Raw genomic sequence first — 13,417 nt, forward strand, 5'->3', positions numbered from 1 at the left:
AGACACAAAAAAAGCGTTCAAGGTGTAACCTTGAGCGCTATTTTTTTGCCCGAATGAAAAGCGAGGCTCCATGAGCGAGTTCTTTGAGCTCAACGTCGAAGTCATACAGCGCCGCTGGCCGGTGCTGTATGCGCGCTTGCTGGTTGAGAACACAAACCTGTTGCAGGCTGAGCTGGCGGAAGGCTTGGGCTCGACACTGAGCATCAATGGCATTCAGCTGACCAGTCGCCATGACCGCACACGCGAAGCCAGACTTCAGGCCGACAGCTTGCCGGTCGACAGCTCGGTGGTGCATGTCTACGGCACCGGGCTTGGCGACTTGCAAATGGAGTTGCTGGAGCGCGCCGGACTTGAACGTTTGTATGTGCACATTCTCAACGGAGCGGTGTTTGCTCTGGTGCTGCAACTGCTCGATCAACAGCAGTGGCTTAACGATCCGCGGGTTGAACTATTGTATGCCGGCGATCTGGCGGAAATTCATATGCCGTTCTTTGCCTTGCCGTCCGAGTTGGTGCTGGCCGATGACTTCAATGCCAAGATCCGAGATCGGTTGATCAGCGAAACCCAGCTGACCTTCAACAATCGTGAATTCGACCCCGACGATCCAGAGATTGTCGAGCGGTTGGCGTCCAGTCTTGAGTTGGTGAAAGCGGATCTTGATGTCGCTGAGCTCTTTGCCACTCAGGTTGGTCGGGAAGTCTTTGTCATCGCCACCGGACCGAGCCTGGAACAGCACTTCGAGCGGCTTCGGGCTATTGGCGAGCAGGCGCAGCGTCCTTTGTTTATCTGCGTCGATACGGCCTATCGGCCTTTGCTGGAGCACGGCATCCAACCGGACGTAGTGGTCAGCATCGATCAGCGGATCACGTCCCGGCATCTACCGCCCGAAGGCACGGAGGGCATTAGCCTGGTCTACATGCCGATGACCGACCCTCAGGTATTGCGGGCGTGGCAGGGACCGCGCTACGTCGGATATTCCGCCAGTCCGATCTATGAGCGAATCTGCCGGCAAGTGCCTAGAGCGCGACTCCATGCAGGCGGCAGTGTGATTCACCCGGCAGTAGACCTGGCGGTGAAAATGGGCGCCAGACAGATCACCCTGTTCGGTGCCGACTTTGCCTTTCCGATGAACAAGACCCATGCCGGCTGGCTGGACGGTGAACTCGGTGCGCAGTTCGCCACGGCGACTCATTGGGTGCTCAACGGTCATGGGCAGCGAGTCCGGACATTGCTGAATTTTCGCAGCTATCTGTGCGAGTTGGAGCGTCATATTGCACGGCACCCACAGGTGCACTTCTTCAACAGCAGTCGAGAGGGCGCGATGATCACCGGAACGACCTTTAATCCGGAGTTTGTGCAATGAGCCGGAGCGAATCATTTGACCTCAGGCTGCGGCAGTGTGCCGAGCTGTTTCGCTTGGGACGGGATGTGGAAGCGGTGTTGCTAATGGTCGAGTTGTTCGAGCAGTTAATGCCGGTGTTTGCCCAGGCTTCGCCAACGGAGCAGCAGACGTGGGCACACCTGCTGACGCAAATGCTCGGTTGTCAGGAGGCGCAGAACTGGTTGGGGTTGGCCGACTTTTTACAATACGAGTTGCCGGAGTTACTCGGGGAGCCGGTTTGAATCGCTCACCAACAGGCGGAGGGTGATACAGGCAGTCGTTGGGGCCTTATTGGCGGCAGATCCATGGCGCCATTTTTATTTCTGACCCTACTAACCCCTTGTTTTTCTAGGGGGTGGCAGTGTGATGGCAAAATATTTTCAAAAAAACCTAAAGCAACCCGCCAACGCGACGATAACTATTACGAAGGTTCTCTAGGCCACACCCGGCGGTTGCCAGGGCCGGAAGCCGCAGTACCCAACCAACGAGGAATTCGTCATGGCTTTAACAGTAAACACTAACGTTGCATCGTTGAACGTTCAAAAGAACCTGAACCGCGCTTCCGATGCTCTGTCCACCTCGATGACTCGCCTGTCTTCCGGCCTGAAAATCAACAGCGCCAAAGACGACGCTGCTGGTCTGCAAATCGCTACCCGTATGACCAGCCAGATTCGCGGCCAAACCATGGCGATCAAAAACGCAAACGACGGTATTTCGATGGCTCAGACTGCTGAAGGCGCTCTGCAAGAGTCCACCAACATTCTGCAGCGTATGCGTGAGCTGGGCGTGCAATCTGCTAACGGTAGTAACACCACTTCCGATCGCGCTGCTCTGGACAAAGAGTATCAGGCGATGGCTAAGGAACTGACCCGTATCGCTGGTAGCACCAACTTGAACGGCACTGCGTTGCTCGACGGCACCGCTGGTACAACTGGTGTAGTTGATATTCAGGTCGGCTCTGGTACAACTACCGATGACGTGATTCAGCTGGATCTTGGGGCCACCAAACTGGACGCCGCAGGTTTGAACATCACCTCAGACCTTACAGATGTAACCAATTCAAAAGCTTCGATTGATGAAGTTGACGCAGCATTGCAGCAGATCAACGATGTGCGTTCGACTTTGGGTGCCGCGCAGAACCGCTTGACCAGCACCATCTCCAACCTGCAGAACATCAATGAAAACGCCAGTGCTGCACTGGGTCGGGTACAAGATACCGACTTCGCTGCTGAAACCGCTCAACTCACCAAGCAGCAGACCCTGCAACAGGCTTCCACCGCGATCTTGTCGCAAGCCAACCAACTGCCTTCCGCTGTACTGAAACTGCTTCAGTAATAGCCGGTTGAATGTTGGCGGGAGTGTGCGCTAGTCGTGCTCTCCCGCTTTTTTGTTTTAAAGAGGTGATGGACATGGATATGAGCGTCAAGCTGAACTTGTCTTACCCTGTTACCAAACCGGTGACACCTGTCATTGAAAAAATGACGGAAAAGCCTCGGGCGGCTATAACGCCAGTCGCAGTCATCGAGGATCGAAGCAAAGGCAACGAAACGGAGCAAGGCACGCTGAAAGCAGCGGTTCAGGAAATTGAAAAGTTCGTGCAGTCGATCAAACGTAATCTGGAGTTCTCTATTGACGAGGCTTCCGGCAAAGTCGTTGTTAAAGTCATTGCCAGTGACTCCGGAGAAGTGGTACGCCAGATCCCTAACGAGGAAGTCCTGAAGTTGGCCAATAGCTTGAATGATGCGAGCAGCCTGTTGTTCAGCGCCGAGGCCTGATAGCTGGCATGAAAAGTGTTGTGCCGTTCTTTTCGACGCGGTAAATGTCAAACGGCTGGCGACAAACTGAAGGGAGATGCACATGGCAAGTATAATTCTACCGGGCACGGGGCTGGGTTCAGGACTGGACACCGGTGCTATCGTCAAGGCCTTGGTCGAAGCTGACAAGTCCGCCAAGCAAGGCCAGATCGACCGGCAGACAAAAGTCACCACATCGAGCCTTTCCGGTGTCGGCAGCTTGAAGTCGGTGTTGGCCGCATTTCAGACCGCAATGAAGAACCTCGGCAGTACTACAACGCCGCAGTTCTCGGGTTTTGCGGCAACGACCTCTGATGCCAAGATCATTTCCGCAACTTCCAATAACTCCGCTGTCAAGGGTAGCTATGCCGTTGACGTGGAGAACCTTGCTACTTCTGCGAAAGTGGCCAGTGAGGCTTTTTCCGGCACGACCAGTGCGATTACGGCTGGTAAGCTGACCATCAATCAAGATGGCACTGACTACGAGATCGATGTGCCGGATGGATCGACCTTGCAGTCGGTTCGTGACCTGATCAACACCAAGCTCCAGGCCAATGGCATCAATGCCAACGTCATTACTGACGAAGATGGGTCGCGACTGGTATTGGGCTCGTCGGCGACGGGGAGCGGGTCTGAAATTTCCGTTTCCGGGGTTATGACCATCGACGGCGCGCAGGCAATGGCCGGTGATCCTCCCGGCGCAGGGCGCATCGGTGCCGCTGCAGTCGATGCGAAATTCTCGGTCGACGGCCTGAGCATGACCAGCAAGAGCAACTCAATTGACAATGCGGTCTCGGGGTTGAGCTTCAATCTTTTGGCGGAAGGCACGTCGACGGTAACGGTGGCGACAAACACTGATGGTTTGAAAGCCTCGATCCAGAAGTTTGTCGATGCCTACAACTCGGTGGTCACCAGCATTACCTCGTTGACAAAGACCTCCCTCGATGGTGACGGAAATACGGTCGCCGCTGCGTTGACCGGGGATGCATTGCCTCGCTCCGTCCTGGCGGCGATCCGTGGTCCGCTGACTGAGGCCGGGGCAGGGGATAAGCTCACAGTACTTTCGCAGTTGGGTATCACCACTAACCAAAAGACTGGTGCATTGGACTTCGATAGCACCAAGTTCACTGCTGCGATGAATGACAAGAGTCTTGGCGGTGAGGTTCAGGCGCTCTTTACCGGGACCGATGGCTTGCTGGAGCGGATGGATAAGGTCATTGTCCCTTACACTCAGACAGGTGAAATTCTCGATACGCGCATTACAAACCTGAACAAGACCAAAACCAATTTGGTCGAACAACAGGCTGCGCTCGATCGGCGGATTGAAACTCTGACCGCGGTGCTGACCAAAAAGTATAACGACATGGATGCGCTGGTGGGCAAGCTCAAAGCCACTGCAAGCAACATTACCTCGATGTTTGAGGCAATCACGGCGCAACAGAAAAACTCTTAAGAGTTCATCGTAAAAAAAGCCCGGCAGCACTTGAAAGTGCTGCCGGGCTTTTTCGTTGAGGGCTGTGTTAAGCGATTGATAGCGTTTATTTTTAGACAGCTACCGGTCGACGTTGATCGGGCGTTCGAGTTTCGTGACATTTTCGCGTTCGCTGAGCCAATGGTTCAGTGCAGTGCCGGCAATACTGTTTGTCAGTAACAGGGCGTTCATGTGGGGTGCCTTTTTTGGCCTGGCGTTAATGTGCTGTGTAGTATCGTATGGATTATTCCTGCGTGCTGCGGTCCACTTTCCTTCTGAGGCGGGGGATTAGGTGGCAAGCGCATGGTCAACAGGGGAGGGTTGGCGCCAACAGGTTAAAGTTTTTTGACGCGTCGTCGATACACTGGTTATACGAACTACAGAATTTTGATGAGGTACAACATGAATCCAATGTTAGCCCTTCGCCAATACCAGAGGATTGGCGCTCAGGCGCAAACTTCCGAAGCCAGCCCTCATCGTCTGGTACAGATGCTGATGGAAGGTGGCCTGGATCGCATCGCGCAGGCCAAAGGCGCGATGGAACGCAAGGACATTGCCAATAAAGGCGTTCTGATCGGCAAGGCCATCGGCATCATTGGCGGTCTGCGTGAAGGTCTGGATCTGGAAAATCAGGCTGAATCGGTGGGCGAGCTGGACAATCTCTACACCTACATGATGAAGCGTCTGGCCGAGGCCAACATCAAAACAGATCCAAAGATTCTCGACGAAGTCGCTGATTTGCTTCGCACCGTCAAAGACGGTTGGGATGCTATCGCCGCGCCGGGTCCGCAATTTTAAGGAGATCACCATGAGTCTTGTATTGCAGCGAATCGAACAAACCCGTGATGGCCTGATCGGTGCTTTGGCTGAGCGTAACTGGGAAGCCATTGGTGAATTGGACCTGGCTTGCCGTTCCTGCATGGAAGACGTCTTGAGTGAAGCTTCGGTGGACGAGGCCGCATTGCGCGACAACCTTGAGGAGTTGCTGGGGGTGTATAAACAGCTTCTGGAGGCGGCGACAGGGGAGAGGCAAGCGATAGTTGACGAGATGTCGCAGATCCATCAAGCACAGAACGCGGCAAAGGTTTACCATCTGTTTGGTTAATCCCCGGTTAATCCAAACATAGTGCGCCATAAATTTGACTGTGCACGGTTTTTTGACTTAACTAGTGGCTGGTTCCATATTTCAGTCGTCTTCAGGCATGACCTTGCCTGCAAGCGTTTAGCTTGCCCCAACATTTTGGGCATTGAGTTGACTAGGGAAGTTGCTATTGCATGTGGCGTGAAACCAAAATTCTGCTGATTGATGACGATAGCGTCCGCCGCCGCGACCTGGCGGTGATTTTAAATTTTCTTGGCGAAGAAAATTTACCCTGCGGGAGCCATGACTGGCAGCAGGCTGTCGGCTCATTGTCATCAAGTCGTGAAGTGATCTGTGTCCTCATCGGGACGGTCAATGCTCCTGGTGCACTTGTGGGCTTGTTAAAGACACTCTCAACTTGGGATGAGTTCCTTCCGGTTTTGTTAATGGGCGATAATTCTTCCGTTGACTTGCCAGAAGACCAGCGTCGCCGAGTGCTTTCGACCCTCGAAATGCCACCCAGCTACAGCAAATTGCTCGACTCCCTGCACCGTGCCCAGGTCTATCGCGAGATGTACGACCAGGCCCGCGAGCGCGGTCGTCATCGCGAACCCAATCTTTTCCGCAGTCTTGTCGGCACCAGCCGGGCGATTCAACACGTCCGTCAGATGATGCAGCAAGTCGCCGACACCGACGCCAGCGTACTGATCCTCGGCGAGTCCGGGACCGGTAAGGAAGTGGTCGCGCGCAACCTGCACTATCACTCCAAGCGTCGTGACGCGCCGTTCGTTCCGGTCAACTGCGGGGCGATCCCGGCCGAGTTGCTGGAAAGCGAACTGTTCGGCCACGAAAAGGGCGCGTTCACCGGTGCAATCACCAGCCGTGCCGGACGTTTCGAACTGGCCAACGGCGGCACCCTGTTCCTCGACGAAATCGGCGACATGCCGTTGCCAATGCAGGTCAAGTTGCTGCGCGTGTTGCAGGAGCGCACCTTCGAGCGCGTGGGCAGCAACAAGACCCAGAGCGTCGACGTTCGCATCATCGCCGCGACCCACAAGAATCTCGAAAGCATGATCGAGATCGGCACCTTCCGCGAAGACTTGTACTACCGCCTGAACGTGTTCCCGATCGAGATGGCGCCACTGCGCGAACGTGTCGAAGACATTCCACTGCTGATGAACGAGTTGATCTCGCGCATGGAGCACGAGAAGCGTGGCTCGATCCGTTTCAATTCCGCGGCGATCATGTCGCTGTGCCGTCACGGTTGGCCGGGCAACGTTCGCGAACTCGCCAACCTGGTGGAGCGCATGGCGATCATGCATCCGTACGGAGTGATCGGCGTGGTCGAATTGCCGAAGAAATTCCGCTACGTCGACGATGAAGACGAGCAGTTGGTCGACAGCCTGCGCAGCGATCTCGAAGAGCGGGTGGCCATCAACGGTCATACCCCGGATTTCTCTGCCGGCGCCCTGCTGCCGCCGGAAGGCCTGGACCTGAAAGACTACCTCGGTGGTTTGGAACAAGGGCTGATTCAGCAAGCGCTGGATGATGCCAATGGCATCGTCGCGCGTGCGGCAGAGCGGCTGCGAATTCGTCGCACCACACTGGTGGAGAAGATGCGCAAGTACGGCATGAGCCGTCGTGACGGTGATGAACAGGCAGATGATTGACGCCTGTTTTTCAAGTCCTTCATTTATAGGCGGTTTTTTTTAGGCACGGGTATTGCTACATCCCTCGCAACGTTCCGTTTAACTGACGGTCAGCCAAGCGAGAGAGCACGATGCCCCAAGCCGCCCAGATGTCTCCTGTCCCTGACGCTTCGGGGCAACCGTCGTCCGTAGAGCAGGCGAGCCGGCTTGGCCTTGAGCAGGCGTTTGCACTGTTCAACCAGATGTCGAGCCAATTGACCGACTCTTACAGCATGCTTGAGGCTCGGGTCACCGAGCTCAAGGGTGAGCTGGCGGTCGTCAGCGCTCAGCGCATGCAGGAGCTGGCGGAAAAAGAACGCCTGGCCAACCGGCTGCAAAACCTTCTTGATCTGTTGCCCGGCGGCGTTATCGTCATCGACGTACAAGGCATCGTGCGCGAAGCCAACCCCGCTGCCTGCGAACTGCTCGGTCTGCCTCTCGAGGGCGAATTGTGGCGTCATGTCATTGCCCGCTGCTTTGCGCCCCGTGAAGACGACGGCCATGAAATCTCTCTCAAGGACGGTCGGCGCTTGTCGATCTCCACTCGCTCGCTGGATGCCGAGCCCGGCCAGTTGGTGTTGCTCAACGACCTGACTGAAACCCGTCATCTGCAAGATCAGCTGGCCCGCCACGAACGACTCTCGTCCCTCGGCCGAATGGTCGCCTCGCTGGCTCATCAGATTCGTACACCTTTATCCGCCGCCTTACTCTACGCCAGTCATTTGACTGAGCAGGTATTGCCGGTCGAGATCCAGCAACGTTTTGCCGGGCGCCTGAAAGAGCGTTTGCATGAGCTGGAGCATCAGGTTCGCGACATGCTGGTGTTTGCTCGTGGCGAGCTGCCGCTGACCGATCGCGTCACGCCCAAGGTGCTGATGCAGTCGCTGCAGGCGGCCGCACTGACCCATGTGCAGGACCTGCCGATTCGCTGGCAATGTGACAGTCATTGCGGCGAGTTGCTGTGCAATCGCGACACGCTGGTCGGGGCGATCCTGAACTTGATCGAGAACGCCATCCAGGCCAGTGCTGGCGACGTTCGTTTGAAAGTCCATCTCTATGCCCGTGACAACAACCTGCGTGTATCGGTCAGCGACAGCGGCAGCGGCATCGATCCGAAAGTACTGGCGCGCCTGGGTGAACCCTTCTTTACCACAAAAACCACCGGTACCGGCCTCGGCCTGACCGTGGTCAAGGCAGTGGCGCGTGCCCATCAGGGAGAATTGCAACTGCGCTCGAGGCTCGGTCGCGGCACGTGTGCGCAGGTGGTCCTGCCGCTTTTTTCTGGTGAAAAGCACAGCGCTCAGGGAGCGGAGTGAAGGACATGGCAATCAAGGTTTTACTGGTCGAGGACGACCGCGCGCTACGCGAAGCACTGGCGGATACGCTGCTGCTCGCGGGGCACGATTACACGGCGGTAGGCTCGGCGGAAGAAGCGCTGGCCGCGGTCGTTGCCGAGGCGTTCAACCTGGTGCTGAGTGACGTCAACATGCCGGGCATGGACGGCCATCAACTGCTCGGATTGTTGCGCGCTCGTCAGCCGCAGCTGCCGGTATTGCTGATGACGGCTCACGGCGCCGTGGAGCGGGCAGTCGATGCGATGCGTCAGGGCGCGGCGGATTACCTGGTCAAACCGTTCGAACCCAAGGCGTTGCTCGATCTGGTGGCGCGTCATGCGCTGGGCAGCCTCGGCGCGACCGAGGGCGAGGGGCCTGTAGCGTTCGAGCCGGCCAGTGCGCAATTGCTGGAATTGGCTGCGCGAGTGGCGCGCAGTGATTCCACAGTGTTGATCTCCGGTGAGTCCGGGACCGGTAAAGAAGTGCTGGCGCGTTACATTCATCAGCACTCCCATCGTGCCAGTCAGCCGTTCATTGCGATCAACTGCGCAGCCATCCCCGACAACATGCTTGAAGCCACGCTGTTCGGTCATGAGAAGGGCTCGTTCACCGGCGCCATTGCGGCTCAGGCCGGCAAGTTCGAACAGGCTGATGGCGGGACCATCTTGCTCGACGAAATTTCCGAAATGCCCCTGGGCCTGCAGGCCAAGTTGCTGCGCGTGTTGCAAGAGCGCGAAGTCGAGCGGGTCGGCGCGCGCAAGCCGATCACGCTGGACATTCGAGTCGTCGCGACCACCAACCGTGACTTGGCAGGGGAAGTGGCGGCGGGGCGTTTCCGTGAAGACCTTTACTATCGCCTGTCGGTGTTTCCGCTGGCTTGGCGTCCGCTGCGCGAGCGCACCGCCGACATCCTGCCGCTGGCAGAGCGTCTGCTGGCCAAGTACGTCAATAAAATGAAGCATGCCGCGGCAAGGCTGTCGCCTGAGGCACAGGCGTGCCTGATCGGTTATCCGTGGCCGGGTAATGTGCGGGAGCTGGATAACGCGATTCAGCGGGCGCTGATCCTGCAGCAGGGCGGTTTGATACAGCCTGAGGATTTCTGTCTGGCCGGGCCGGTCGCCTGTGCGCCGTTGCCAGCCTTGGCGCCGACGTCCGTGCGAGCGGTGGAGGTCGAATCCGAGTCGGCCGGGGCACTGGGTGATGACCTGCGTCGCCGTGAATTCCAGATGATCATCGACACCTTGCGCTCCGAGCGCGGCCGTCGCAAAGAGGCCGCCGAGCGTTTGGGCATCAGTCCGCGCACCCTGCGTTACAAGCTGGCGCAGATGCGTGATGCCGGAATGGACGTGGAAGCTTATTTGTTCGCCACCTGATTCGTCAGCAATGCAAAGCCGGTGACGGCTTTTGTTCAGAGCGGCCACGGAGCTGGCACCCTTGTTGCTAACACCTCACTACCCGCCGAGTGAGTGTCAAAAAATTGCGGGTCGCCGTCGCCAAAGACGTAGCTCGTCAAAGAGAGAAACCATGAGCCAAGGTATTGAATTCAATCGATTGATGCTGGACATGCGCTCCATGCAAATGGATGCCATGTCCGCGCCGAAATCGACTGCCGCCGTCCCTGAACTGGGTGGCAGCAGTTTTTCCGACATGCTCGGTCAGGCCGTCAATAAAGTGAACGACACCCAGCAGGCGTCCAATCAGTTGGCCAGTGCCTTCGAGATCGGCAAGAGCGGCGTCGACCTGACGGACGTGATGATTTCCTCGCAGAAGGCCAGCGTGTCTTTTCAGGCGTTGACCCAAGTACGCAACAAGCTGGTTCAGGCTTACCAAGACATCATGCAGATGCCGGTTTAAGGACGAATTGAGTCATGGCAGAAGCAGTCGCCGATAATGTTCCGGCCAAGGCCACTCCAATAGACGGCAAGCCGCCGCTGTTCGGGTTGTCCTTCCTGGAAAACCTCTCCGAGATGACCATGTTGCGTCAGGTGGGCCTGTTGGTCGGCCTGGCCGCGAGCGTGGCGATTGGCTTCGCCGTGGTGTTGTGGTCCCAGCAACCGGACTACCGGCCTTTGTACGGCAGCCTTGCCGGTATGGACGCCAAGCAGGTCATGGATACGCTGGCTGCAGCCGATATTCCCTATACCGTTGAACCAAACTCCGGTGCCTTGCTGGTCAAGGCCGATGACCTGTCCCGTGCGCGAATCAAACTCGCGGGCGCTGGTGTCACTCCCAGCGACGGCAACATCGGTTTTGAAATCCTCGACAAGGACCAGGGCCTGGGTACCAGCCAGTTCATGGAAGCGACGCGTTATCGTCGCGGTCTCGAAGGCGAACTGGCCCGCACCATCTCCAGCCTGAACAACGTCAAGGGTGCCCGCGTGCACCTGGCGATTCCGAAAAGCTCGGTATTCGTGCGCGACGAGCGCAAGCCAAGCGCTTCGATTCTGGTGGAACTGTACTCCGGCCGCTCGCTGGAGCCTGGCCAGGTGCTGGCGATCATTAACCTGGTGGCCACCAGCGTTCCCGAACTCAGCAAATCCCAGATCACTGTCGTCGACCAGAAGGGCAACCTGCTGTCAGATCAGGCGGAAAACTCCGAACTGACCATGGCCGGCAAACAATTCGATTACAGCCGTCGCATGGAAAGCATGCTCACTCAGCGCGTGCACAACATTCTGCAGCCGGTGCTGGGCAACGATCGCTATAAAGCCGAAGTCTCGGCCGACGTGGATTTCAGTGCTGTCGAGTCGACCTCCGAGCAGTTCAACCCGGATCAACCGGCCTTGCGCAGCGAGCAGTCGGTCAATGAGCAACGCACCGCCAGCAATGGCCCGCAAGGTGTGCCGGGTGCTTTGAGCAACCAGCCACCAGCGCCAGCCTCCGCGCCGCAAACCACCGGTGGCGCTACCGCGTCGGCCGGCATGGTGCAGCCAGGCCAGCCATTGATTGATGCCAACGGTCAGCAAATCATGGACCCGGCCACCGGCCAGCCCATGCTCGCACCGTACCCGGCGGACAAGCGTCAACAATCCACCAAGAACTTCGAGCTTGATCGCTCCATCAGCCACACCAAGCAACAACAGGGCCGTTTGAATCGCCTGTCGGTGTCTGTGGTGGTGGATGACCAGGTCAAGATCAACGCGGCCAACGGTGAAACCACCCGTGCACCGTGGAGTGCCGACGAATTGGCGCGTTTCACTCGCCTGGTACAGGACGCGGTCGGTTTCGACGCCAGCCGTGGCGACAGCGTCAGCGTGATCAACATGCCGTTCTCCGCCGAGCGCGGTGAAGTGATTGCCGATATTGCGTTCTACTCCCAGCCATGGTTCTGGGACATCGTCAAACAAGTGCTGGGTGTCTTGTTCATCCTGGTGCTGGTGTTCGGTGTGCTGCGTCCGGTGCTCAACAACATCACCAATGGCGGCAAAGGCAAACAACTGGGCCTCGGCAGCGACGTAGAACTCGGTGGCATGGGCGGCCTGGACGGCGAACTGGCCAACGACCGCGTCAGCCTCGGTGGCCCGACCAGCATCCTGCTGCCGAGCCCGAGCGAAGGCTATGACGCACAGTTGAACGCAATCAAGAGTCTGGTGGCAGAAGATCCGGGTCGCGTGGCCCAGGTCGTGAAAGAGTGGATTAACGCAGATGAGTGATAACCGAGCCGTTGCCGCCAAACTGAGCAAGGTCGACAAAGCCGCGATTCTGCTGCTGTCCCTGGGTTCAACCGACGCCGCCCAGGTGCTGCGCCACATGGGGCCCAAAGAGGTCCAGCGTGTGGGTGTGGCCATGGCGCAGATGGGTAACGTGCACCGCGAGCAGGTCGAGCAGGTGATGAGCGAGTTCGTCGACATCGTCGGCGACCAGACTGGCCTCGGCGTCGGTTCCGACGACTACGTGCGCAAAATGCTCACGCAGGCACTGGGCGAAGACAAGGCCAACGGCCTGATCGACCGCATTCTGCTGGGCGGCAACACCAGCGGCCTCGACAGCCTGAAGTGGATGGAACCGCGCGCCGTCGCCGACGTGATCCGTTACGAGCACCCGCAGATCCAGGCGATCGTCGTGGCGTACCTCGATCCGGACCAGGCCGGTGAAGTACTCGGCAACTTCGACCATAAGGTGCGTCTGGACATCATTCTGCGGGTTTCCTCGCTGAACACTGTGCAGCCGGCGGCCCTGAAAGAACTCAACCAGATTCTCGAGAAGCAGTTCTCCGGCAACTCGAATGCCTCGCGCACCACCCTGGGTGGCATCAAGCGTGCGGCAGACATCATGAACTTCCTCGACAGCTCGATCGAAGGCCAGCTGATGGACTCGATCCGCGAAGTCGACGAAGACCTGTCCGGTCAGATCGAAGACCTCATGTTCGTGTTCAACAACCTGTCCGATGTCGACGATCGCGGGATTCAGGCGCTGCTGCGCGAAGTGTCCTCCGACGTGCTGGTGCTGGCCCTCAAAGGTTCGGACGAAGGCGTCAAAGAGAAGATCTTCAAGAACATGTCCAAACGGGCGGCCGAACTGTTGCGCGACGACCTCGAGGCCAAAGGCCCGGTGCGCGTCAGCGACGTGGAAACCGCGCAGAAAGAAATCCTCACCATTGCCCGCCGTATGGCCGAAGCCGGAGAAATCGTTCTCGGCGGGAAGGGCGGCGAAGAGATGATCTAAGGTC

The 13,417-nt window shown here is 57.7% G+C and carries 13 protein-coding genes; all 13 read left to right on the forward strand.

Annotated features, from left to right (window positions below):
- Positions 1 to 70 precede the first annotated feature (70 nt).
- Positions 71 to 1,363 carry a motility associated factor glycosyltransferase family protein gene (locus tag ACYZT5_RS32795; RefSeq protein ID WP_462048979.1) on the forward strand — a complete coding sequence of 431 codons (1,293 nt, stop codon included), beginning with the start codon at positions 71 to 73 and terminating at the stop codon, positions 1,361 to 1,363.
- Positions 1,360 to 1,623 carry a hypothetical protein gene (locus tag ACYZT5_RS32800; RefSeq protein ID WP_462048980.1) on the forward strand — a complete coding sequence of 88 codons (264 nt, stop codon included), beginning with the start codon at positions 1,360 to 1,362 and terminating at the stop codon, positions 1,621 to 1,623. The genes ACYZT5_RS32795 and ACYZT5_RS32800 overlap by 4 nt, the downstream gene beginning before the upstream one ends.
- Before the next feature lie 256 nt (positions 1,624 to 1,879).
- Positions 1,880 to 2,716 carry a flagellin domain-containing protein gene (locus tag ACYZT5_RS32805; RefSeq protein ID WP_462048981.1) on the forward strand — a complete coding sequence of 279 codons (837 nt, stop codon included), beginning with the start codon at positions 1,880 to 1,882 and terminating at the stop codon, positions 2,714 to 2,716.
- 74 nt (positions 2,717 to 2,790) lie between these two features.
- Positions 2,791 to 3,156, forward strand: coding sequence for a flagellar protein FlaG (locus ACYZT5_RS32810; RefSeq protein WP_462048982.1), 366 nt, complete (start codon positions 2,791 to 2,793; stop codon positions 3,154 to 3,156).
- Positions 3,157 to 3,238: 82 nt separating this feature from the next.
- Entirely contained in the window at positions 3,239 to 4,627 is a 1,389-nt protein-coding gene (gene fliD / locus ACYZT5_RS32815; RefSeq protein ID WP_462048983.1) for a flagellar filament capping protein FliD, read from the forward strand.
- 420 nt (positions 4,628 to 5,047) lie between these two features.
- Positions 5,048 to 5,443 carry a flagellar export chaperone FliS gene (gene fliS, locus ACYZT5_RS32820; RefSeq protein ID WP_462048984.1) on the forward strand — a complete coding sequence of 132 codons (396 nt, stop codon included), beginning with the start codon at positions 5,048 to 5,050 and terminating at the stop codon, positions 5,441 to 5,443.
- Between the two features lie 10 nt (positions 5,444 to 5,453).
- Positions 5,454 to 5,750 carry a flagellar protein FliT gene (locus ACYZT5_RS32825; RefSeq protein ID WP_462048985.1) on the forward strand — a complete coding sequence of 99 codons (297 nt, stop codon included), beginning with the start codon at positions 5,454 to 5,456 and terminating at the stop codon, positions 5,748 to 5,750.
- Between the two features lie 170 nt (positions 5,751 to 5,920).
- Entirely contained in the window at positions 5,921 to 7,396 is a 1,476-nt protein-coding gene (locus ACYZT5_RS32830) for a sigma-54 dependent transcriptional regulator (protein WP_462048986.1), read from the forward strand.
- A gap of 110 nt (positions 7,397 to 7,506) precedes the next feature.
- The gene (locus tag ACYZT5_RS32835) at positions 7,507 to 8,730 is read left to right on the forward strand and encodes a sensor histidine kinase (RefSeq protein ID WP_462048987.1); all 1,224 of its coding nucleotides are present in this window, start codon (positions 7,507 to 7,509) and stop codon (positions 8,728 to 8,730) included.
- A gap of 5 nt (positions 8,731 to 8,735) precedes the next feature.
- Positions 8,736 to 10,121, forward strand: a complete 1,386-nt coding sequence (locus ACYZT5_RS32840; protein ID WP_462048988.1) for a sigma-54-dependent transcriptional regulator — start codon at positions 8,736 to 8,738, stop codon at positions 10,119 to 10,121.
- A 151-nt stretch (positions 10,122 to 10,272) separates the two neighbouring features.
- Positions 10,273 to 10,602, forward strand: coding sequence for a flagellar hook-basal body complex protein FliE (gene fliE / locus ACYZT5_RS32845; RefSeq protein ID WP_008072611.1), 330 nt, complete (start codon positions 10,273 to 10,275; stop codon positions 10,600 to 10,602).
- Between the two features lie 14 nt (positions 10,603 to 10,616).
- Entirely contained in the window at positions 10,617 to 12,401 is a 1,785-nt protein-coding gene (gene fliF / locus ACYZT5_RS32850; protein ID WP_462048989.1) for a flagellar basal-body MS-ring/collar protein FliF, read from the forward strand.
- Entirely contained in the window at positions 12,394 to 13,413 is a 1,020-nt protein-coding gene (gene fliG / locus ACYZT5_RS32855; protein ID WP_462048990.1) for a flagellar motor switch protein FliG, read from the forward strand. Before fliF ends, fliG begins: the two co-directional genes overlap by 8 nt.
- The last annotated feature ends 4 nt before the right edge of the window (positions 13,414 to 13,417 follow it).

The organism is Pseudomonas sp. LB3P14 (assembly GCF_054898045.1).

Coding starts and splice junctions, on each gene's coding strand:
- ACYZT5_RS32795 (WP_462048979.1), top strand. CDS start 71: ATGAGCGAGTTCTTTGAGCTCAACGTCGAAGTCATACAGCGCCGCTGG.
- ACYZT5_RS32800 (WP_462048980.1), top strand. CDS start 1,360: ATGAGCCGGAGCGAATCATTTGACCTCAGGCTGCGGCAGTGTGCCGAG.
- ACYZT5_RS32805 (WP_462048981.1), top strand. CDS start 1,880: ATGGCTTTAACAGTAAACACTAACGTTGCATCGTTGAACGTTCAAAAG.
- ACYZT5_RS32810 (WP_462048982.1), top strand. CDS start 2,791: ATGGATATGAGCGTCAAGCTGAACTTGTCTTACCCTGTTACCAAACCG.
- fliD (WP_462048983.1), top strand. CDS start 3,239: ATGGCAAGTATAATTCTACCGGGCACGGGGCTGGGTTCAGGACTGGAC.
- fliS (WP_462048984.1), top strand. CDS start 5,048: ATGAATCCAATGTTAGCCCTTCGCCAATACCAGAGGATTGGCGCTCAG.
- ACYZT5_RS32825 (WP_462048985.1), top strand. CDS start 5,454: ATGAGTCTTGTATTGCAGCGAATCGAACAAACCCGTGATGGCCTGATC.
- ACYZT5_RS32830 (WP_462048986.1), top strand. CDS start 5,921: ATGTGGCGTGAAACCAAAATTCTGCTGATTGATGACGATAGCGTCCGC.
- ACYZT5_RS32835 (WP_462048987.1), top strand. CDS start 7,507: ATGCCCCAAGCCGCCCAGATGTCTCCTGTCCCTGACGCTTCGGGGCAA.
- ACYZT5_RS32840 (WP_462048988.1), top strand. CDS start 8,736: ATGGCAATCAAGGTTTTACTGGTCGAGGACGACCGCGCGCTACGCGAA.
- fliE (WP_008072611.1), top strand. CDS start 10,273: ATGAGCCAAGGTATTGAATTCAATCGATTGATGCTGGACATGCGCTCC.
- fliF (WP_462048989.1), top strand. CDS start 10,617: ATGGCAGAAGCAGTCGCCGATAATGTTCCGGCCAAGGCCACTCCAATA.
- fliG (WP_462048990.1), top strand. CDS start 12,394: ATGAGTGATAACCGAGCCGTTGCCGCCAAACTGAGCAAGGTCGACAAA.